Source organism: Streptomyces sp. XY431, assembly GCF_001279805.1.
In the GTDB taxonomy this organism is placed as follows: domain Bacteria; phylum Actinomycetota; class Actinomycetes; order Streptomycetales; family Streptomycetaceae; genus Kitasatospora; species Kitasatospora purpeofusca.
In genome coordinates, this window is record NZ_LGDO01000478.1 from 14,083 (window position 1) to 33,025 (window position 18,943).

General features: G+C 72.7%; 20 protein-coding genes. 8 read left to right on the forward strand and 12 right to left on the reverse strand.

Annotated elements, in window-relative coordinates; genetic code table 11:
• Positions 1-43 precede the first annotated feature (43 nt).
• The 3 genes from ADK60_RS30665 to ADK60_RS30675 form a co-directional block, all read right to left on the reverse strand.
• Positions 44-391, reverse strand: a complete 348-nt coding sequence (locus ADK60_RS30665; RefSeq protein ID WP_053650286.1) for a DoxX family protein — start codon at positions 389-391, stop codon at positions 44-46.
• Positions 392-600: 209 nt separating this feature from the next.
• Positions 601-945 (reverse strand): DUF6191 domain-containing protein, encoded by a 345-nt coding sequence (locus ADK60_RS30670; RefSeq protein WP_159400661.1) that lies wholly within the window; start codon positions 943-945, stop codon positions 601-603.
• 72 nt (positions 946-1,017) lie between these two features.
• A complete protein-coding gene (locus ADK60_RS30675; protein WP_053650289.1) occupies positions 1,018-2,118 on the reverse strand; it encodes a restriction endonuclease in 1,101 nt (366 codons plus the stop codon).
• Positions 2,119-2,315: 197 nt separating this feature from the next.
• On the opposite strand from ADK60_RS30675, the gene ADK60_RS30680 reads away from it, so the two are divergent.
• On the forward strand, positions 2,316-3,305 hold the full coding sequence (locus tag ADK60_RS30680) for a hypothetical protein (protein WP_053650290.1): 990 nt from the start codon (positions 2,316-2,318) through the stop codon (positions 3,303-3,305).
• A gap of 14 nt (positions 3,306-3,319) precedes the next feature.
• Here the strand turns inward: ADK60_RS30680 and ADK60_RS30685 are convergent, their stop codons facing one another.
• Positions 3,320-3,766: a nitroreductase family deazaflavin-dependent oxidoreductase gene (locus ADK60_RS30685; RefSeq protein ID WP_053650308.1), complete on the reverse strand. Its 447-nt coding sequence runs from the start codon at positions 3,764-3,766 to the stop codon at positions 3,320-3,322.
• Positions 3,767-3,885: 119 nt separating this feature from the next.
• Here ADK60_RS30685 and cutA point away from each other — a divergent pair, with 119 nt between their 5' ends.
• The gene (cutA, locus tag ADK60_RS30690; RefSeq protein ID WP_079008816.1) at positions 3,886-4,215 is read left to right on the forward strand and encodes a divalent-cation tolerance protein CutA; all 330 of its coding nucleotides are present in this window, start codon (positions 3,886-3,888) and stop codon (positions 4,213-4,215) included.
• Positions 4,216-4,281: 66 nt separating this feature from the next.
• On the opposite strand, the gene ADK60_RS30695 is transcribed toward cutA, so the two are convergent.
• The 3 genes from ADK60_RS30695 to ADK60_RS30705 all read right to left on the reverse strand — a co-directional run bounded on the left by ADK60_RS30695 (position 4,282) and on the right by ADK60_RS30705 (position 7,071).
• Positions 4,282-5,511 (reverse strand): GNAT family N-acetyltransferase, encoded by a 1,230-nt coding sequence (locus ADK60_RS30695; RefSeq protein ID WP_053650292.1) that lies wholly within the window; start codon positions 5,509-5,511, stop codon positions 4,282-4,284.
• A gap of 285 nt (positions 5,512-5,796) precedes the next feature.
• The gene (locus ADK60_RS30700) at positions 5,797-6,123 is read right to left on the reverse strand and encodes a hypothetical protein (protein ID WP_045943984.1); all 327 of its coding nucleotides are present in this window, start codon (positions 6,121-6,123) and stop codon (positions 5,797-5,799) included.
• A gap of 108 nt (positions 6,124-6,231) precedes the next feature.
• On the reverse strand, positions 6,232-7,071 hold the full coding sequence (locus ADK60_RS30705) for an SDR family NAD(P)-dependent oxidoreductase (protein ID WP_053650293.1): 840 nt from the start codon (positions 7,069-7,071) through the stop codon (positions 6,232-6,234).
• Positions 7,072-7,211: 140 nt separating this feature from the next.
• Between ADK60_RS30705 and ADK60_RS30710 the strand changes: the two genes are divergently transcribed.
• From ADK60_RS30710 to ADK60_RS30730, 5 genes are all read left to right on the forward strand, one after another.
• Positions 7,212-7,835 (forward strand): TetR/AcrR family transcriptional regulator, encoded by a 624-nt coding sequence (locus tag ADK60_RS30710; protein ID WP_053650294.1) that lies wholly within the window; start codon positions 7,212-7,214, stop codon positions 7,833-7,835.
• Positions 7,836-8,063: 228 nt separating this feature from the next.
• On the forward strand, positions 8,064-9,284 hold the full coding sequence (locus ADK60_RS30715) for a cytochrome P450 (protein WP_053650309.1): 1,221 nt from the start codon (positions 8,064-8,066) through the stop codon (positions 9,282-9,284).
• Positions 9,285-9,360: 76 nt separating this feature from the next.
• Positions 9,361-10,521, forward strand: a complete 1,161-nt coding sequence (locus tag ADK60_RS30720; protein WP_107084368.1) for a type III polyketide synthase — start codon at positions 9,361-9,363, stop codon at positions 10,519-10,521.
• Entirely contained in the window at positions 10,518-11,240 is a 723-nt protein-coding gene (locus tag ADK60_RS30725) for an NUDIX hydrolase (RefSeq protein ID WP_079008821.1), read from the forward strand. The genes ADK60_RS30720 and ADK60_RS30725 overlap by 4 nt, the downstream gene beginning before the upstream one ends.
• Positions 11,241-11,377: 137 nt before the next feature.
• Positions 11,378-11,800 (forward strand): SHOCT domain-containing protein, encoded by a 423-nt coding sequence (locus ADK60_RS30730; protein ID WP_045943981.1) that lies wholly within the window; start codon positions 11,378-11,380, stop codon positions 11,798-11,800.
• Between the two features lie 60 nt (positions 11,801-11,860).
• On the opposite strand, the gene ADK60_RS30735 is transcribed toward ADK60_RS30730, so the two are convergent.
• Entirely contained in the window at positions 11,861-14,362 is a 2,502-nt protein-coding gene (locus tag ADK60_RS30735) for a Tex family protein (RefSeq protein ID WP_079008822.1), read from the reverse strand.
• A 261-nt stretch (positions 14,363-14,623) separates the two neighbouring features.
• Here ADK60_RS30735 and ADK60_RS30740 point away from each other — a divergent pair, with 261 nt between their 5' ends.
• Positions 14,624-15,565, forward strand: a complete 942-nt coding sequence (locus tag ADK60_RS30740; RefSeq protein ID WP_234371351.1) for an aminoglycoside phosphotransferase family protein — start codon at positions 14,624-14,626, stop codon at positions 15,563-15,565.
• Positions 15,566-15,616: 51 nt separating this feature from the next.
• Here the strand turns inward: ADK60_RS30740 and ADK60_RS30745 are convergent, their stop codons facing one another.
• The 4 genes from ADK60_RS30745 to ADK60_RS30760 form a co-directional block, all read right to left on the reverse strand.
• Positions 15,617-16,777 carry a hypothetical protein gene (locus tag ADK60_RS30745; RefSeq protein WP_053650297.1) on the reverse strand — a complete coding sequence of 387 codons (1,161 nt, stop codon included), beginning with the start codon at positions 16,775-16,777 and terminating at the stop codon, positions 15,617-15,619.
• 72 nt (positions 16,778-16,849) lie between these two features.
• Positions 16,850-17,077, reverse strand: coding sequence for a hypothetical protein (locus ADK60_RS44010; RefSeq protein WP_159400662.1), 228 nt, complete (start codon positions 17,075-17,077; stop codon positions 16,850-16,852).
• A 130-nt stretch (positions 17,078-17,207) separates the two neighbouring features.
• Complete coding sequence (locus tag ADK60_RS30755; RefSeq protein WP_159400663.1) at positions 17,208-17,645, reverse strand: hypothetical protein; 438 nt, start codon at positions 17,643-17,645, stop codon at positions 17,208-17,210.
• A gap of 150 nt (positions 17,646-17,795) precedes the next feature.
• Positions 17,796-18,791 (reverse strand): zinc-dependent alcohol dehydrogenase family protein, encoded by a 996-nt coding sequence (locus ADK60_RS30760; RefSeq protein ID WP_053650300.1) that lies wholly within the window; start codon positions 18,789-18,791, stop codon positions 17,796-17,798.
• Between the last annotated feature and the right edge of the window lie 152 nt (positions 18,792-18,943).

The following is an 18,943-nucleotide window of genomic DNA, read 5'->3' on the forward strand; positions in this document are numbered from 1 at the left end:
CCACCGGTTGCGTCCGACCGCGACGCCTTCCGCACCCGCCCGGTCAGGCCGCGAGGCCCAGACCCAGGGTCACCGCCACCGGGACGAGGTAGAGGAGCGGAAAAGGCACGGTCTTGTACGAGCGGGCCCGCAGGCAGGTGATCACCGCGCCGAAGAAGTACAGGATCAGGCCGACAGCGGCCGCGACGCCGAGAGCCGGAACCACGAGGCCGACCAGCAGACCGGCCGCGCCCGCCAGCTTCGCCAGCGCCAGCGGGCCCCACCACGAGCGCGGCACCCCGTACTCCACCAGCGGCTGGGTCACGAACTCCGCCCGCCGCGCGAGCGAGACACCCGAGAACCCGACCCACAGAGCACTGACAACGGCGAGGACGACGTGGGCGACAGACATGACAGGTACCCCGGATCTCGTGTGAAGGAAGCCTGCGGCGGGGAGGACCGGCTCCGACCGGCGCCGCCGCACATGCTCGAACACTCCACTGACCCACCGCCCCCGGCGGATGTGACAGCCCCGCCGAAAGTTCTTTCGCCCCTGCGAGCAGAGCCGGAGCACGGCGCCGGACGTCAGTGCCGAGCGCGACCGCCCGACGGGCCGCCGCCCTACTCCCCCTCCGCCCGCTCCCGCTTGCGGATCACCACCGCGGTGCCCGCGTCCAGGTCGATGCCGTGGCCGGGCGGGGCGGTCGCGTGGTCGTCGTCGCGCAGGACGAGCCGCGCCTGGCGCTGCTCGATCTGGACGCGCTTGCCCGCGTGGAAGAGGGCGTGCAGCTCCTCGAACACCGACATGCCGAGCCCGCCGGAGGATCCCGATCCGGCCTCCGGCCCGCCGTTGCGGCGGTTGCTCACCACCGCCGCCAGGGCGACCAGCCCGGTCACCAGGACCGCCGCCGCCATGACCACTGCCACCACCACCGTCATGCCTGTTCGAACGACCGGGTCACGCACGATCGTTCCGATGCCCGCCGCGCAGGAGGTCGATCCGCCCGACTTCCTGCGCGGCGGGCGCCGCCACGGCCACTACCCCGCGGCCACCGCTTCCTCGTCCGTGACCTCCAGGCCGTACGCCACGACCGCCTGCCGCAGGCCGCCCGGGTAGCCCGCCAGCGCCGGGGTGAAGTCCCAGTCCCCGGCGGCGTCGCGGTCGAAGCGGCCGAGGCGCATGGCGATGTTGGTCTCCGCCCCGTCCGCGAGGTGGACGACGGCCGCGTCCTGGTCGGCGCCCGCTTCAAGGATCAGCGCCGGTCCGGCGAACCCGGCCATGGTGGCCGAGGGGTGGTTCTCGGTGTCGGCGGCGGCGATGACGACCAGCCGGTCGGCCTCGGCGGGCAGTGCCTCGAAGTCGACCATCAGGCAGGCGTTGGCGTCGTCGTAGCCGGTGACGAGGCGGACCGAACCGTCCGGCGTGGAGGCGTTGTTGTAGAAGACGAGGTGGTCGTCGGAGAGCGCGCGATTGCCCTGGCAGACCAGGGCGGCGATGTCGTACTCCTCCTCCCCCGTCCAGTGCAGCAGGAGCCGCGCGGGCTCGGCCGCCACCTCGATCGCGGGCGCACCCGCGGCCGACCCGCCGGCCGGATCGTCCACGGCACTCGCGTAGGCAGGCGCGAACATCTCGTGGAAGCCGTGGTGCTTGAGCAGGCCGACCAGCTCGGAGCCATTGATCAGCGTGATCGGCTTGCCGGAGACGAACTGGTGCGAGCTGGGCCCGAACTTGCTGGTGGTGACGAGCACCGCCTTGGTGGCCGCGCGGTCGTGCTGGAGCGTGCCGAAGAGGTCCCGCACGACCGACGGGGTCACCGTGTCCCGGTAGCGCTTGACCTGCACGATCACGTTCCCGCCCCGGAACGGGTCGCTGTCGATGCCGCGCACGTCCACCCCGCCGTCCTTCGACCGGGCGGTCAGCTCGACCTTCATGCCCATCGACTCCATCAGCCGGGCTATCAGCTGCTCGAACTCGATCGGGTCCATCTCCAGCAGGAGTTGGAGCTCGCGCACCCGCCGCGCCATCCGGCCGCGGTTCGCGTTGGTGTCGTCGCGGAGGTGCCGGAACAGCATCCGCTGGGCGCGGCGCTCGTTGGCGTCGGGATTGCTGAGACGGTGGAGCTTGCGGCTCCGGGACATAGGTACTCCCTCGAACGCACATGGCTGACGTCTCGTCAGGTGCGTGTCAGAAATGGCGACTTCAGGACGGCTTGGGCACATCCCCCGCTGGGTAAGTGAGTAGGTTACCGCCGTACGCGGACTCTGTCGTTCGGATCGGCGCGGGCAAATCCACCGATCGCCTCCGCCCGATCACGGCCCGCTGCCAGACTGGGCGGATGAGCACCGAGGGCGCACCGCTGGAGCTGGCGCACTACTACCCGGGCTGGATCTGGGACGACGCCTCCGTGGGGCGGATGAAGAGCCTGCTGCTCTACTTCGACGGCTTCGCGCTACTGCTGCCCGAGCACCACTTCGAGACGACGGTCGCCCGCGAGGCGCGGCTCGCCGGCCCCCTGTACGCCGCCGGGCTGCTGCACAACCTGGAGCCCGACAGCTGGCTCGACGCGGACAGCGCGCTGCTCGTCCAGGAGGCCGCCCAGGAAACCCGGCAGAACGCGGTCCACGAGCCCCCTCACAGCGTGCGATCCCCGCGAGCGGGCGAGTTCGGCGGCTCGATCACCGGCGGCCACTTCGGCCCCGTCGAAGTGCGGGCCCCGCGGATCGACGAACTCCTGCAGACGGGCGCGGTGACCCGGCGACGCCCGGACCTGGGCCCGGACATGGTCGAGATGCCGCCGGAGGCCCGCGGCGCCGCCCTCATGGCCTTGGCCCTCGTCGCACAGCGGCGCGTCCTCGACCGACGGCTCCACCTGGTGGGCGATCTGCCGGCCTCGGACGGCGCGGCCGCCTTCACTCTGCACCGCGACCTGGAGGACGTGGGCGTCGACCTCTCTTCGGTTCCGCTCGACGAGATCCTCGACTTCCGCCGCGAACACGGCGACGACTACAAGACGTACGCCCGTGAGCTGCGGGCCTTCGTCCGCGAGCTCGAAGGAACCAGCCACCCCGCCGAGCGTGAGCGGCTGTTGCTCGACCGCTCCGAGTCGCTCGCCGACCGGGCTTCCGCGCTCCGCCGGGCCCGTCGCGGCTGGGGCCGCCCACTTGCGTCCCTGGCCCTGGCGGGCGCGGGCGCCGCCTGGACCCTGCACCAGGCCGATCCCGTGGGGGCGCTCGTCGCGATCTCGGGAGCGGCGGCGGGCTTCGCCCGCCCGGCCAAGCAGCCGACCCCCTTCACCTACCTCCTCGAAGCGCGCCGCCTGGGGTGAGCCGGCCCCGGGCCCTACCCGCGCCCGGGCTCCAGCACGAAGACCGGAATCACGCGGTCGGTCTTCTCCTGGTACTCGGCGTACGCCGGGTACGCGGCAACCGCGCGCGCCCACCACTCGGCCTTCTCGTCCCCGGTGACCTCGCGGGCCGTCATTTCCTGGCGCACGGGCCCGTCCTGGAGCTCCACGTGCGGGTCGGACTTGAGGTTGAAGTACCAGACCGGGTGCTCCGGGAAGCCGCCCTTCGAGGCCACGGCCGCGTACCGCCCCTCGTGCTCCACGCGCATCACCGGGATCTTGCGGATCTTGCCGCTCTTCGCGCCGCGCATCGTGACGATGACGACCGGCAGGCCGGTGTCCCAGAGCGTCGTTCCCTGGGTGCCGCCCGAACTCTCGTACAGCTCGACCTGGTCACGGATCCACTGCGCCGGACTCGGCCCGTACTCGCCCTCAAGAGGCATCGCGTTCACCCCGTCGTCGCGTCGTGAAGAAGGGATATCTCGGTCGAGAAGCCTATCGAGTGCGAGGCTCCGGTGCCCCCCGGCGCACCGCTCCGTGGTTAGGCTCTCCCCTCATGGCAATGAACGACAGTGAGCTTCTCGTGGTGACCACCACCCACGACGAGGAGGCGAAGGCCCGCACCCTGGCGGCGGACGTCGTCCGGGCGCGGCTCGCGGCGTGCGCGCAGGTGTACCGGATCCAGTCCGTGTACTGGTGGGACGGCGAGGTCCAGGACGCGGCCGAGTGGCGGACCGACTTCAAGACGCGCGCCGAACTGGCGGACGTCCTGGTGGAGTTCATCGGCGAACGGCACGACTACGAAACCCCCGAGGTGGTCGCCGTGCCGGTGGTGGCGGGCAGCGCCGCATACCTGGAGTGGGTGCGGGCGGAGACGGCCCAGCAGGGTTGAGCCCCACCTGACGGCCCGCCGCTCCGACTGCGGAGCGGCGGGCGGTCGGCGTTCCTCGCCCCCCGATCAGAACCAGTGCAGGCAGTGCGGAGGCTGCTCCGTCCGGAAGAGGGTGTCGGCCGCAGCCGCCGCGCCCGCCCGGTGGGCCTGGATGCGGCCGGCGCGGACCAGGGTGCTCGGGGTGGTGCCGCCGAGGTAGATCGAGCCCAGGTCGGACACGCCCAGGCTCAGGTCCGGCTCCCGATCGGTCGCCTCGCACTCCGCCTTGCCGTCCCGGACGGTCAGCAGGTAGCGGTTGCGCTCGCCCAGGAAGACATCGTCGACGTCGAGCACCAGCTCCCCGTCCGCGATCCAGCCGCGTGCGGCCAGGGCGCGCGGCACGTCCAGCAGCCGCACCCAGAGCCAGTCCTCCTCGACGCCGGTCTCGCCGCTGCGGATGTCCTCCAGCTGCCACCGCAGCGGGTGCCAGGCCGGGACGTGCTTGAACACGACCTGGCCGATCAGGTCGTGGCCGAGTACGGTCCGGGCCAGCGTCGTGAACACCTCGTCGTCGACGGCGATGACCTCGTCCACGGTCAGGACGCTCGTCTTGCTCACGCGGTCGAGGTCGCCCAGCGCGTAGCTGGCATAGCCGTCCGGGACGCCGGCGGCGTCGCGGTGCAGCACGACGTAGCGCGGTGCCGGGGAGATGGGGGGCTGACCGGCCCGCAGGGCCCACCAGCGGTGCGGGCGGGAGAGGGCCCCGGGCTGGGCGCGGCGGTAGCGGTCGTAGACGTCCTCCAGGATCTCCTGGCAGTCGTCGCTCCGCAGCAGCTCGACCGTGCCGGTGTCCTCGCCGCCCGTCCTCGGGGTGATGAGGTCGGCCCGCCGGCGCGGCACGGTCAGCCGGTTGGTCCAGGTCGCCGGCCCGTAGCCGAAGCGGCGGTAGATCACGGCCTCCGAGGCCAGCAGCACCGAGAGGAACTCGCCGCGCTCCCGGACGTCCGCGAGCTGGCGCCGCATCATCGCGGTCAGCGCACCCCGACGCCGGTGCGTGGGCGCGACGCCGACGGCGGTGACTCCGGAGACCGGGACGACGGCGCCCCCGGGCAGGGTGAGCTCGAAGGTGTAAGCGGCGGCGGTACCGACGGGCCGCCCGTCGTCCGCCACGGCGACCAGCCCCCGGTCCAGCTCGAACGCCGACCACCAGGCCCCGCCGCCGTCCTCGGTGGTGGTGCCGGGGAACAGCCCGAACGCCGAGTGCATGGTGGCGACGAACGCCTCGCGGTCCTGCTCGGTCGTGGCACGAATCTCCATCGGTACTGCGGCCTCCCCGGTTCGTCCGCACCACCTCCCGCGGCGCGCCCAGCCACAGTGCATCCGCCCCAACACCCCAGGTCAAGCGAATTACCCCCTCGGCATCCCCCACCTCCCCGGTCCGGCCGCTACCGAACAACCGTCAATGAACAGCTTCCTTGCATGCGGACCCACCGTGACCCGTACTGCCGGGAGTTGTACGGGTCGGGAGGGGTGGGTGCCAGGGTCCGTGCTGGAGCCCTCGGCCCGCCGGGGGTGGGCGGGCCGAGGGGTGGGGCGGGTCGGTCAGCTGAAGATCACCGAGCGGAGCTTCAGACGGTTGCCGAGCTTCTTGCCCGGGTTCATGACGTAGTAGGTGTCGCCGTCGCAGTTGAAGTCGAGGAAGACCGTGGCCGTGGAGGTGGTGAAGTTCTCCGGCGCGAAGGCCGGGTGGTCCTCGGTGGCACCGAACAGGTTGATGCACTGGCGGCTCTCGGGGTCGGCGATCCCGGCCGGGACTCCGGGGCCGACCTTGTAGAGGAAGTCACCGGTGGCGGCGTGGGCGGAGTTCGGTACGGCAAGGGTGATCAGCAGGGCCCCGGCGGCGGCGACCAGGGAGTTGCGAAGGCGCATGGTGGTTCCTTGTATTCAACGGTGCCGGAACGTCCGACGCGGCGTCGATTCCCCAACTGCACGCCCTTGCACGCGCTGTGCACTCGATCGAGGTGGAAGATCACCCGTTCAGGCCACCCGCTCGCCGCTCGGGTTACGGCTGCCGCCGGCCATGGCATCGCGGACGCCACGCGTGAGGCGTTCGGCTATCGCGGCGACCATGGTGCGCGGGCGGCGCGGGGTGAGGTGGGCGCTGAGCTGGTTGGCGAAACCCGGGACGACGTAGGCGCGGTCGGCGTCGAGGGCCCGGAGCGCCGCCCGGACGACCGGCCCGGGGGTGGCGAAGCTGCCCGTGACGGCGGCCTTCCGGGTGCCGATGACGTTGAAGAACTCGGTCTCCACCGGCCCGGGGCAGAACGCCAGGACGCGGATGCCGCGCCGCCGGTACTCCTGGCGCAGCGCGAGGCTGAAGTTGAGCACGAAGGTCTTCGAGGCGCCGTAGACGGCGAGGTACGGGGTGGGCTGGAAGCTCGCCGTGGAGGACACATTGACCACCGCGCCGCCGCCGCGCGCGAGCATGCCGGGCAGCAGTTCGTGGGTGAGGTCGACGAGCGCGACCACGTTGACCATCAGCTGGTCGTGGTCGCGCTGCCCGTCGATGGTCTCGAACGGGCCGCAGGTTCCGAAGCCGGCGTTGTTGACCAGCAGGTCGACGGTGAGGCCCCGGTCGGCGAGTTCGGCGCCGACGCGGCGGGCGGCGTCGGGGGCGGAGAGGTCCTGGACCAGGACGTGGGCGGTGACGCCGTGGGCCTCGCCGAGGCGCTTGGCGAGGTCGTGCAGGCGGTCGGCGGAGCGGGCGACCAGGACGAGGTCGTGGCCGCGCGCCGCGAGCTGGGCGGCGAACTCGGCACCGAGGCCGGAGGACGCGCCGGTGATCAGAGCAGTGGTGGCAGTGCTGGCAGTGCGCACGGGGGGTGCTCCCTTGTCTCGCTATCTGTGACACGAGAGTATCGAATAATCGATGATCTGCAACACTCATGTTTCAGTTACTGGGCAAGCCGATCCCCCGCTGTACCGTTCCCGGGTACGGCAGAGCTGGAGGCACACAGATGAACCGCACCCCCGGGCGCCCGCTGCGCGCCGACGCCGAACGCAGCGTCCGCGCGATCCTCGCGGCGGCCGAACGCGTCCTGGCCGAGCACCCGGGCGCGACCATGGAGCAGATCGCGGAGGCCGCCGGCGTCACCCGCACCACCGTCCACCGCCGCTTCGCCAACCGGCAGGCCCTGGTCGACGCGCTGGCGGTGGAGGCGGCGGCCAAGCTCGCCGAGGCGATCGAGGACGGGCATCCGGAGACCGCGCCGCCGCTGGTCGCCCTGCACCGGGCGACGGCCAATGTGCTGCGAGTGAAGGCGGCCTGGGGCTTCGCCCTCGGACCGGCGGCCGCCGGGAGCGAGGCGGCCGCCCGGATCCACGAGGAGATCGCCCGCCGCTGCGTCGAACTGCTCGGCCGGATCCAGGATCAGGGCGTGATCGCCGCGGACGCCGACCTGGAGTGGGTGCGGCGGGTCTACTACGCGCTCATCGGCGAGGTCCTGCACGGGGAGCCGGCCATCGCGGGGGCAGGCCGCACCGCGACCGCGGAAACGGCCACCGCCCCCGACCCCGACACCCTGGCCACCCTGATCGTCGACACCGTGCTCCACGGCGTCGGGCCGCGCCCGGCGCGCTGACGGACGCGGGCCGCGGCCTTCGGGGCGTCGTCACCGCTGTCCGGCCCGGCCTTCTCGCAGACGGTCCGAACGCCGCCCCGGCGCCCCCAACTCGCCCATATCGCATGACAATCGTCTATCTCCCTCGATCGAGGGAAAGATCGCCCATGACGCCATATTCGCCGCCGGATGGGGGAACATCAGCACGTCCGCGCCCGAACGACCCCGGTCGGGCGGCAGAACCGGCCCCTGGATCAGCCCGTGACTCCCTCCTCCGCATCCGTGTGGGACTGCCCCTTCAACCACACCGACGGCCTGGAGTTCGACCCCCTCCTCAAGCGACTGCTCACCGAGGAGCCGATCGCCAGAATCCGCCTGCCGCACGGCGAGGGCGAGGCCTGGCTGGCCACCCGCTACGAGGACGTCCGCGTGGTCACCACCGACCGCCGGTTCAGCCGCGCCGCGGGCATCGGCCGGGACCTGCCCCGGATGACGCCCGCCCCGATCGCCCAGGTCGAGTCGATCAACCTCATGGACCCGCCGGCCCACAACCGGCTGCGCCGCCTCGTCGCCCAGGGGTTCACCAACCGCCAGGTCGAGCGGATGCGCGCGCACACCCAGCGCGTCGTCGACGGCTACCTCGACGAGATGACCGAGCACGGTGCGCCCGCCGACCTCGTCGCCCACCTCTCCGCCCGGCTCCCGCTCACCACCATCTGCGAGCTGCTCGACATCCCCGCCGAGGACCGCACCGAACTCCGCGGCCACGCCGTCGCGATGATGGCGATGGGGCCGAACAGCGGCGCCGGCCAGGTCAACGCCAAGACCGCGCTGCGCGCCTACTTCGCCGAGCTCACCGCCGCCCGCCGCCACGATCCCGGCGAGGACCTCATCAGCGCCCTCGCCACCGCCCGCGACGGCGAGGAGCTGCTGGACGACGACGAACTCGCCGTGATGGCCATGGTCCTGCTGGTCACCGGCCACGACACCAGTACCTACGAGCTGTCCAACATCACCTACACCCTGCTCACCCACCCCGAGCAGCTCGCCAAGCTCCGCGCCCAGCCCGAGATGCTGCCGCGCGCCCTGGAGGAGCTGCTCCGCTTCATCCCGTTCCGCCAGGGCGTGGGAATCGCCCGGGTCGCCACCGAGGACGTCGAGCTCGGCGGCGTGCTGATCCGGGCCGGCGAGCCGGTGCACGTCTCCTACCTGGCCGCCAACCGCGACCCCGCGGTGTACGAGCGGCCCGACGAGCTCGACCTCGACCGGGGCGCCCCCACCCATATGACCTTCGGCTACGGCACCCACCACTGCCTCGGCTCCCATCTGGCCCGGATGGAGCTCCAGGTGGCCATCGGCACCCTGCTGAACCGTTTCCCGGGGCTCCGGCTCGCCGTGCCGCCGGAGGCGCTGGACTGGCGGACCGGCTCGATCTGGCGCTACCCGCGGACCCTGCCCGTCGCCTGGTGACGACCGCCCCCAGCCGCAGGCCACCTGCCCGCAGGAGCCCTGCCCACAGGCCACCTGCCCATCGGAGAACCCCGCCATGCCAACTCTCTGCCGCCCCGCCGTCGCCGTCCCCGAGCACGTCATCACGCTCGACGAGACCCTCGACCTGGCGCGCACCCTGCACGCCGACCACCCGCAACTCGGGCTCGCCCTACGGCTGATCGAGAACACCGGAGTGCAAACCAGGCACCTGGTCCAGCCCATCGAGGAGACCCTCCGGCACCCCGGTTTCACCACGCGCAACGCCGTCTACGAGCGGGAGGCCAAACGCCGCGTCCCCGAGGTGGTCGAGCGCGCCCTCGGCCACGCCGACCTCACCGCCCAGGACATCGACCTCATCCTCTACGTGTCCTGCACCGGCTTCATGATGCCCTCGCTGACCGCCTGGCTGATCAACAGCATGGGGTTCCGCTCCGACACCCGCCAACTGCCGATCGCCCAGCTCGGCTGCGCGGCCGGCGGCGCCGCCGTCAACCGGGCGCACGACTTCTGCCGCGCCTACCCCGGCGCCAATGTGCTCATCGTCGCCTGCGAGTTCTGCTCGCTCTGCTACCAGCCCACCGACCTCGGCGTCGGCTCGCTGCTCTCCAACGGGCTGTTCGGCGACGCGATCGCCGCCGTCGTGCTGCGCGGCCACGGCGGCACCGGCGTCCACCTGGAGCGGAACGGCTCGCACCTCGTCCCCGACACCGAGCACTGGATCTCCTACGGGGTCAAGGACACCGGCTTCCACTTCCAGCTCGACAAGCGCGTGCCCGGCACCATGGAGATGCTCGCGCCCGCCCTGCGCGCCCTGGCCACCGACCACGCCTGGGACGTCTCCGGCCTCGGCTTCTACATCGTGCACGCGGGCGGTCCACGGATCCTCGACGACCTCTGCCGCTTCCTCAACCTGGAGCCGGCCGCGTTCCGGTTCTCCCGGGCCACGCTCACCGAACGCGGCAACATCGCCAGCGCCGTGGTCTTCGACGCGCTGGCCCGGATGTTCGAGGAGGGCGGGGTCGAGGACGGCACCCAGGGGTTGATCGCGGGCTTCGGTCCGGGCATCACCGCCGAGATCTCGCTGGGCAGTTGGGTGCGGCAGCCACTGGAGGCGAAGGTCCCGCGCCGGCCCCGGGCGATCGACGCCGCGGAGCTGACCCTGGCTCACCAGACCACCCCCCTGCTGCGTCCGGCCGGGACTACGATCACCGAATGACCGATACCACCGATGCCAGCCATGCCACCGATGCGGCCGGGGCGGCCGATGCCACCGACGCCACTGATGTCGCCGCTGCCACCGATGTCACCGCTGCCACCGATACGCCCGGGGCGGGCGGGGCGGCCGGGGCGCCGTTGATCCCCAGACCGCCCCGGCCCGGTGACGCGTCCCGGGCCACCGAGCTGGCCGCGCTCTTCCCCGCCCTGCACGCCCCGCAGTACTGGGCCTGGGGTCGCTACGACGCGCAGTTCTCGACCGTCCTGCCGCCGGACGAGCTGGTCACCAACATCCACCTGGTGGGCTTCACCGAGGGCGACCGGGTGGTGCTCTGCCGCGACGACCGGAACCACTGGTTCCTGCCCGGCGGCACCCGCGAGCACAACGAGTCCGTGGACTCCTGCCTGGTCCGCGAGCTGCGCGAGGAGGCCGGCGCCCGGCTGCTCGGCGACCCGGTCTGGCTGGGGGCGCACCGCTGCGTGACCGACGACCCGGTGCCCTACCGGCCGTGGCAGCCGCACCCGGAGAAGGCGTGGCTCTGGGGCTGGGCCGACGTGGCGGTGGACTCGGTGCCGACCAACCCGGACGACGGCGAGCAGGTCGTCGAGGTGCGGGCGGTGGAGCCGGACGAGGCCCGGCGGCTGCTGCTGGACGGCCACGACGCCTGGTGGGGCGAGCTGATCGCGCTGGCGGTGGAGCTGCGGTCGCGACCGCGCTGAGCCGAGCCCGTAGGCTCGCCGGGCGGCGTCCCGAAGCTCACCGGAATGGCTCAGTACGGCAGCACGGCGCCCGATTCGCGGTGATATGACTCGAAGGGACTCGGGTCCTTATCGGGCCCGCACCGACGGGAGCCGTCATGGACAACTACCCGCTGCTCAACATCTTCTGGACGATGCTGGAGCTGTTCCTCTGGATCCTCTGGTTCTTCCTGCTGTTCAAGATCATCACGGACATCTTCCGCAGCCACGACATGGGCGGCTGGGCCAAGGCCGGCTGGATGATCCTGGTGATCCTGCTGCCACTGATCGGCGTGCTGGTGTACGTGATCGTGCGCGGCAAGAGCATGGGGGAACGCGATGTCGCCCAGGCCCAGAAGGCCGACGCCGCGTTCAAGGCGTACATCCGGGACGCAGCTGGCACCCCGGGCGAGGGCGGCACCGGGGACGCGGGCACGGGCCGCAGCCACGTCGACGACCTGGCGAAGCTCGCCGAACTCAAGGCCAACGGGTCCATCTCCGAGGAGGAGTACCAGCGGGCCAAGGACAAGCTGCTGGTCTGAGCCCGGTACGGCCCGCGTGGTGGCCGGTGGACGCGCGTCCCCCGGCCACCACGCCGTGTGTCAGCGCCGCCCGGAGCGGCGGTCGTCCGAACCGCCCCCGCCGGCCAGACCGGCCCGGCGCAGCGCGTCCGCCATGGCGCTGTTGCCCAGCGCCCCAGAGCCGCCCGAGCCGCCGGAACCGCCCCGGTCCCGGCGCTCCTGACCGCCGCCGCCCTGACCACGACCGCCCTGGCCGCTCTGACCGCCACCCTGACCGCTCTGGCCGCCGCGCCGCTCCTGGCGCGGCGGGCGCGCCTGCCGGTCGCCGCCGCGCCCGCCCTCGCCCCGCCCGCCCTCGCCGCCACCGCGACCGACCTCGTCGTCCAGCCGCAGGGTGAGCCCGATCCGCTTGCGCGGCACGTCCACCGTGGTGACCCGGACGGTCACGATGTCGCCCGGCTTGACCACCTCGCGCGGGTCCTTGACGAAGTTCTTCGACAGCGCCGAGACGTGCACCAGGCCGTCCTGGTGCACACCCACGTCGACGAAGGCGCCGAACGCGGCCACATTGGTCACCACGCCCTCCAGCACCATGCCGACCTCCAGGTCGCCGATCTTGTCGACACCCTCCTTGAAGGTGGCGGTGCGGAACGCCGGACGCGGGTCGCGGCCCGGCTTGTCCAGCTCGCCCAGGATGTCGGTCACGGTCGGGACGCCGAAGGTGCCGTCCGCGAAGTCGCCCGGCCGCAGCGCGCGCAGCCGGCTGCCGTTGCCGATCAGCTCGCGCAGCTCCCCGCCGGTCGCGGCCAGGATCCGGCGCACCACCGGGTACGCCTCCGGGTGCACGCCGGAGGCGTCCAGCGGGTCGTCGCCGTCCGGGATCCGCAGGAAGCCCGCGCACTGCTCGAAGGCCTTCGGGCCGAGCCGGGCGACGTTCTTGAGCTCCTTGCGGGTGCGGAACGGGCCGTTGGCGTCCCGGTGCGCGACGATGTTGTCCGCGAGCGTGCCGGTGATGCCGGAGACCCTGGTCAGCAGCGGCGCGGAGGCGGTGTTGACGTCCACGCCCACCGCGTTGACGCAGTCCTCGACCACGGCGTCCAGCGAGCGCGAGAGCTTCACCTCGCTCAGGTCGTGCTGGTACTGGCCGACGCCGATCGACTTGGGGTCGATCTTGACCAGCTCGGCCAGCGGATCCTGGAGCCGGCGGGCGATCGACACCGCGCCGCGGATCGACACATCGAGGTCCGGCAGCTCCTGCGAGGCGAACGCGGAGGCCGAGTACACCGAGGCGCCGGCCTCGCTGACCATCGCCTTGGTCACACCCAGCTCCGGGTGCCGCTTGAGGAGGTCCTCGGCGAGCTTGTCGGTCTCCCGCGAGGCGGTGCCGTTGCCGATGGCGACCAGGTCCACGCCGTGCTTCTTCGCCAGCGCGGCCAGGGTCGCCAGCGCGGCGTCCCACTTGTTGGCCGGCTGGTGCGGGTAGATCGTGTCGTGGCCGAGCACCTTGCCGGTGGCGTCCACCACGGCGACCTTCACGCCGGTCCGGAAGCCCGGGTCCAGGCCCATGGTGGCGCGGGTGCCGGCCGGGGCGGCCAGCAGCAGGTCCCGCAGGTTCGCCGCGAACACCCGGACCGCCTCGTCCTCGGCCTCGGCGCGCAGCCGGCCGCGCAGGTCGATGCCGAGCCGGACCAGGACCCGGGTGCGCCAGGCCCAGCGGACGGTGTCGCCGAGCCACTTGTCGGCCGGGCGGCCGTGGTCGGCGATGCCGAAGCGGGCGGCGATCCGCTGCTCGTAGTCGCTCGCGCCGGGCAGGTCACCGCCCTCGTCGCCGTCGTACGGGGACAGGTCGAGGTCCAGCACCTCCTCCTTCTCGCCGCGCAGCATCGCCAGGATCCGGTGCGAGGGGAGCTTGGTGTACGGCTCCGCGAAGTCGAAGTAGTCGGCGAACTTCGCGCCCTCCTGCTCCTTGCCCTCGCGGACGGTGGCGACCAGCCGGCCCCTGGTCCACATCCGCTCGCGCAGCGAGCCGACCAGGTCGGCGTCCTCACCGAACCGCTCGACCAGGATCGCCCGGGCGCCCTCCAGTGCGGCGGCGCCGTCCGCGACCGACTCGTTGAGGTACCCCGCGGCCAGCGCCGCCGGGTCCTGCGTCGGGTCGGCGAGCAGGGTGTCCGCCAGCGGCTCCAGACCGGCCTCGCGGGCGATCTGGGCCTTGGTGCGCCGCTTCGGCTTGAACGGGAGGTAGATGTCCTCCAGCCGCGCCTTGGAGTCGGCGGCGAGGATCCGCGCCCGCAGCTCGTCGTCCAGCTTGCCCTGCGCCTCGACCGACTCCAGGACGGCGGCGCGGCGCTCCTCCAGCTCCCGCAGGTAGCGCAGCCGCTCCTCCAGGGTGCGCAGCTGCGCGTCGTCCAGCGAGTCGGTGGCCTCCTTGCGGTAACGGGCCACGAACGGCACGGTCGCGCCGCCGTCCAGCAGCTCGACCGCCGCCTTCACCTGCCCCTCGCGGACGCCCAGTTCCTCGGCGATCTTCCGCCCGATCGCCTGCTGGGCCTGCTGGGCCGCCTGTTCGACTGGCGTGGTCACGAAGCCGGTCACCTTCTTCAGAGTTGCTGTCCGTACCCCCGCATTCTGACAGCCGCCACCGACGCCCCGCCCCGCCCCCACCACCCCGGGCGTGGCGCGGCGGCGGCCCCGGCCGGGCCAGGACCGGCGGCTCCCGGCAGCACCACCGAGTCCCCGAGCGCCCCCCGCGAAACCCAACGCCCCTGTGAAATCCTCATGTTCTCACCCTGGTGTTCGAAATCCGCCTGATCGCGGGGCCCGTCCCGGCGTACAGTGCCGGGCATGTGCGCAGCCGCCCGGACGCCCGACCGCATGCACGACGACGACTTCCTGCACGACCGTCTGCACGACGAAGAACCCGTCATCGACACCGGCTTGGTGAGACGGCTGATCGCGGCCCAGTTCCCGCAGTGGACGGGCCTGCCGCTGACCCCGGTCGGCATCACCGCCACGGACAACGCGATGTTCCGGCTCGGCGCCGACCTCGCCGTGCGGCTGCCCCGGGCCGCCTGGGCCGCCGGGAACATCGCGCGCGAGCAGCACTGGCTGCCCCGCCTCGCGCCGCGGCTGCCCGTACCGGTGCCGATACCGGTCGCCCACGGCCGGCCGACCGCCGCCTACCCGTGGGAGTGGTCGGTGCTGCGCTGGCTGGGTGGCGTCAACCCGGCCCCCGGGGCGCTCGCCGACCCCGGACAACTCGCCCGGGACCTGGCCGGGTTCCTCGGCGCGCTGCGCTCCGTCGAGCCGGAGCCGGACGCCCCGCCGGCCTCCCGCGGCGGACCGCTGTCCGGCCGCGACGCCGCCACCCGCGCGGCGGTCGGACGGCTGCGCGGCGTGATCGACACCGGGGCGGCCACCGCGCTCTGGGACAAGGCGCTGCGGCTGCCCGAGCCCACCGGACCGGCCGCCTGGGTGCACGGCGACCTCACCGCCGGGAACCTCCTGGTCGCCGGCCAACGCCTCGGCGCCGTCCTGGACTTCGGCCTGCTCGGGGCGGGCGACCCGACGGTCGACCTGATCGCCGCCTGGAACGTGCTCCCGGCGTCCGCCCGCCCGGCCTTCCGTTCCGCCCTGGCGGTCGACGACGCCACCTGGGAACGCGGCCGCGCCTGGGCACTCTCCATCGCCCTCGTCCAACTGCCCTACTACCGCACCACCAACCCCCCGCTGGCCGCCAACGCCCGCCACGTCGTCCGCGAGGTCCTGACGGACCGCAGCGTCTGACGGACCACAGCGTCTGACGGACCGCAGCGTCCAAGGGGCCGGGGGGCTGCCTCAGACGAAGCGGGTCGGCTCCGCCGCGCCCGGCGGCAGCGGGGTACGGGCCCCCTCCGCCCGCCAGGCCCCGGCCAGTTCGGCCGGGAAGCGGCGCCCGCTGCGGGTCAGCACCAGGCCGGGGGTGAGTTCGACCTCGTCGCCCGGGCGGAACGGCCGGTCGGCCCCCGCCGCGAACGGCTCCCACGGGCCAAGGTGCCCGCGCCGCCCGGCCACCCGGATCCGGCTGCCGTACGTGCTGGTGTCCCGCACCACCACGGCGCCGCCCTGCACCGCGACCAGCAGGTGCCGGCGGCTGACCCGGGCGGCGCGCTCGGCGGGCAGCAGCCCGGCCAGCGCGATGCCGTCCGCCGTCCCGGGGGCGCGGCCGACCTCGGTGCGCGCGCCCTCGTCGAGGGTGAACCGGCCCACGCACTCCCCGTCCAGCACCAGCTTCACCTGGGCGGCACCCGGCCGGGCCCCGTCGTCGAGCAGCGGGGTGCCGTGCAGCTCGCAGGTCGGCACGCCGCCGCGCATCCGCGGCAGCATCACCCGCCCGCCGCGGTGCACGCTGTAGAGGCTGCACCGCGCGTCCGGGCAGCGCCAGGCCCGCCCGACCACCTCGACCAGCGGTTTGCGGGCGGCGGTCAGCAGCCCCTGCTTCTTGAGCGCGGACAGCTCCATCTTCTTGGAGATCTCCGCGCCGGTCCGGTGCCCCATGTCCAGCGGCGCCAGCCGGACCGCGCCCCGCCCGGCCGCCTCCGGCCGCAGGAACTGCCAGGTGTTGCCCTGGATCCACGGGTGCTCGATCCGGTGGTCGTCGTAGTAGTCGCCGGTCACCACCTGGATCCCGGTCATGCCGGCGATCTCCAGCACCCGCTCGTCGGCGTCCGGCACCTCCTCGACCAGCCCCTCCGCGACCCAGCGAGCCAGCGTCGGCGCGTCCCCGGGCTCGGTGAACTCCCGCCGCCCGCCCAGCAGGCTGCGGTCGGCGACGCAGTAGACGGCCACCCGCCGGTCCCCGGTGAGCCGCACCAGCGCGTCCACCACCAGGCCCAGCCGGTGCAGCGACCTCGGCGCGGGCCCGCCGAAGTCGGTGCGGCGGACGATGTTGGAGAGCTCGACCAGGTAGTCCGCCCGGTCCGCGGACGTGGCGAGGTTGCGGTCGATACCGTGCTCCATCGGGCCTCCGCGCGCTCGTCCGGCACGGGCCGCCCCGGACGACCGTCCCCACGACCCGTCACATCCTCCCCATCATCGCCGATCCCAATCCGGAGCGGGAGCCTGATCCGTTGTCGCATCGGGGTCCGCGTTCGGGGCCACGTTCGGGGCCGCATTCAGGGCCGCATTCAGGTCCGCGTTCGGGGCCGCGTTCAGGGCCGCGTTCGGGCCCGGCAGCGCGTCGACGATCCGGTCGACCGCACGGTCCCGCGTCCACGGCGGGACGTGCGGGATCCGGTGCAGCGCCTCCCGGTCGAACACCGGCTCCCCGGCCCGGCGTTCCCGGTGCCCCAGCCGGGCGCAGTCCGGCCCGTACCGCAGTGGTCCGTACATCGACGCCATTCCGTGCTCCTCGAGAATCGGCCGGCTGCGCGGCCCGGGAACATCGGCGTCACGCGGGGAGGGCGGCGGTACGGGTCGTCTCCAGTTCGGTCACCAGTTGCTCGACCCGCTCGTTCTGCGTGTTTCCCCCCGCCCCGTAGCCCGCCAGGATCGACAGCTGGTCGACCTTGCCGGAGGCCAGCACCAGCTCCGGAACGTTGGAGGAGAACACCGTCCCGGTCACAACGGCGGACTTCACCTCCTGGACCTCGGACCACGGGTAGGAGCGCGAGTTGAGCAGTCCGGAGTACTTCACACCGGAGGCGCCGAAGGACACGCCGAACATCGGGGCGCGGAGCGTCAGCACCAGGCCCGGAACTCCGAATACGGCGATGGGGACGAGGTCGTCGACCCTGGTGCTCGACGCGGCCACGGCCACGGCCGTCAGCAAGCAGACGAGTCCGACCAGCAAGTAGGCGATCGCCCACGGAGTGCGCCTCTTCTGCATGGTCCGCCCCCGTTCTGTCGTGCGCCGGATCGTACTCGACGACGGTCTTCGGGACCGCCCGACCTTGTCGCCGATCGTCTCCGTCGAGGCCGCCCGGTCGGCGCGGTCGTAGATGACGACCGGCATCACGACCCTGCCACCCATAGACCGTCAGTGGTCGACCCTCACGACGATCTTGCCGATCTGGCTGCCGCCCTCCAGGTACCGATGGGCGTCGGCGATCTCCTCGAAGGGGAAGACCCGGTCCACCGTGGGCTCGAAGGAACCGGTGCGCAGACCGGAGGCGACGAAGGCCTCGGCGCGGCGCAGGCCCTCGGGGTCGGTGGTGATCTCGTGCAGGGTGTAGCTGCGCATGGACTTGCCCTTCATCACCGGCATCGGTGGGAACGGGGTGTCCTCGCCGCTGAGGGCTCCGTAGAGGAGAAGGGTGCCGCCCTGGGCGAGGGCGCGGGCGAGGTCGACGACACCGGGCCCGGCGACGGCGTCGAAGGCGAGGTCCGCACCCCGGCCGCCGGTCAGCTCCAGGACGCGGGCGGCGAGGTCCTCCTCCTCGGTGACGACGACCTCGGCGGCACCGGCCTTCAGCAGGGCCTCGCGCTTGGCCGGGGTGCGGGTGGTGGCGATCGGGACGGCGCCGACCCGGCTGGCGGTCCGGATCGCCGCCAGACCCACACTGCTGGAGGCCGCCGTGATGACCACGGTGTCGCCGGCCCGCAGGCCGCCGGCCTCCACCATGGCGCCGTACGCGGTGACATAGGGCATCCAGACCGCCGCGCCGCCGACCGCGTCGAGCCCTTCGGGCCGGTGCACCACCGCGTTCGCCGGGACGACCGCCCGCTCCGCGTAGACGGCGTAGTCGTTCATGGAGAAGGCCGGCACCACGCTGATCGCGTCGCCGACGGCGAACCCGGTCACGGCCGGGCCGACCGCCTCGACGACACCCGCGGCCTCGCTGCCGAGGCGGCCGGGGAACTCCCGGACGTCCTCGATGTACTGGCCGGTGCGGTACAGCACCTCGGCGCGGTTGAGGCCGATCGCGTCGATGCGGACCAGCAGGTCACCGGGGCCGGGATCGGCGATCGGCGCCTCCTCCAGCCGCAGCACCTCGGGCCCGCCCAGCTCGTGGAACAGCACGGTCCTGACCATGGTTCAACTTCCTTTCGCCGCAGGTGATCAACGCGTTCTCGCGCTGCCCAGCCAAGCCCAAAGTACGGTGAGTGTCAAACTTTGATTCCGATCGTACTTCTACCCTCCTCGTACTTCGACCGATGTCGTACGATGGCCGACCACAGGACAGG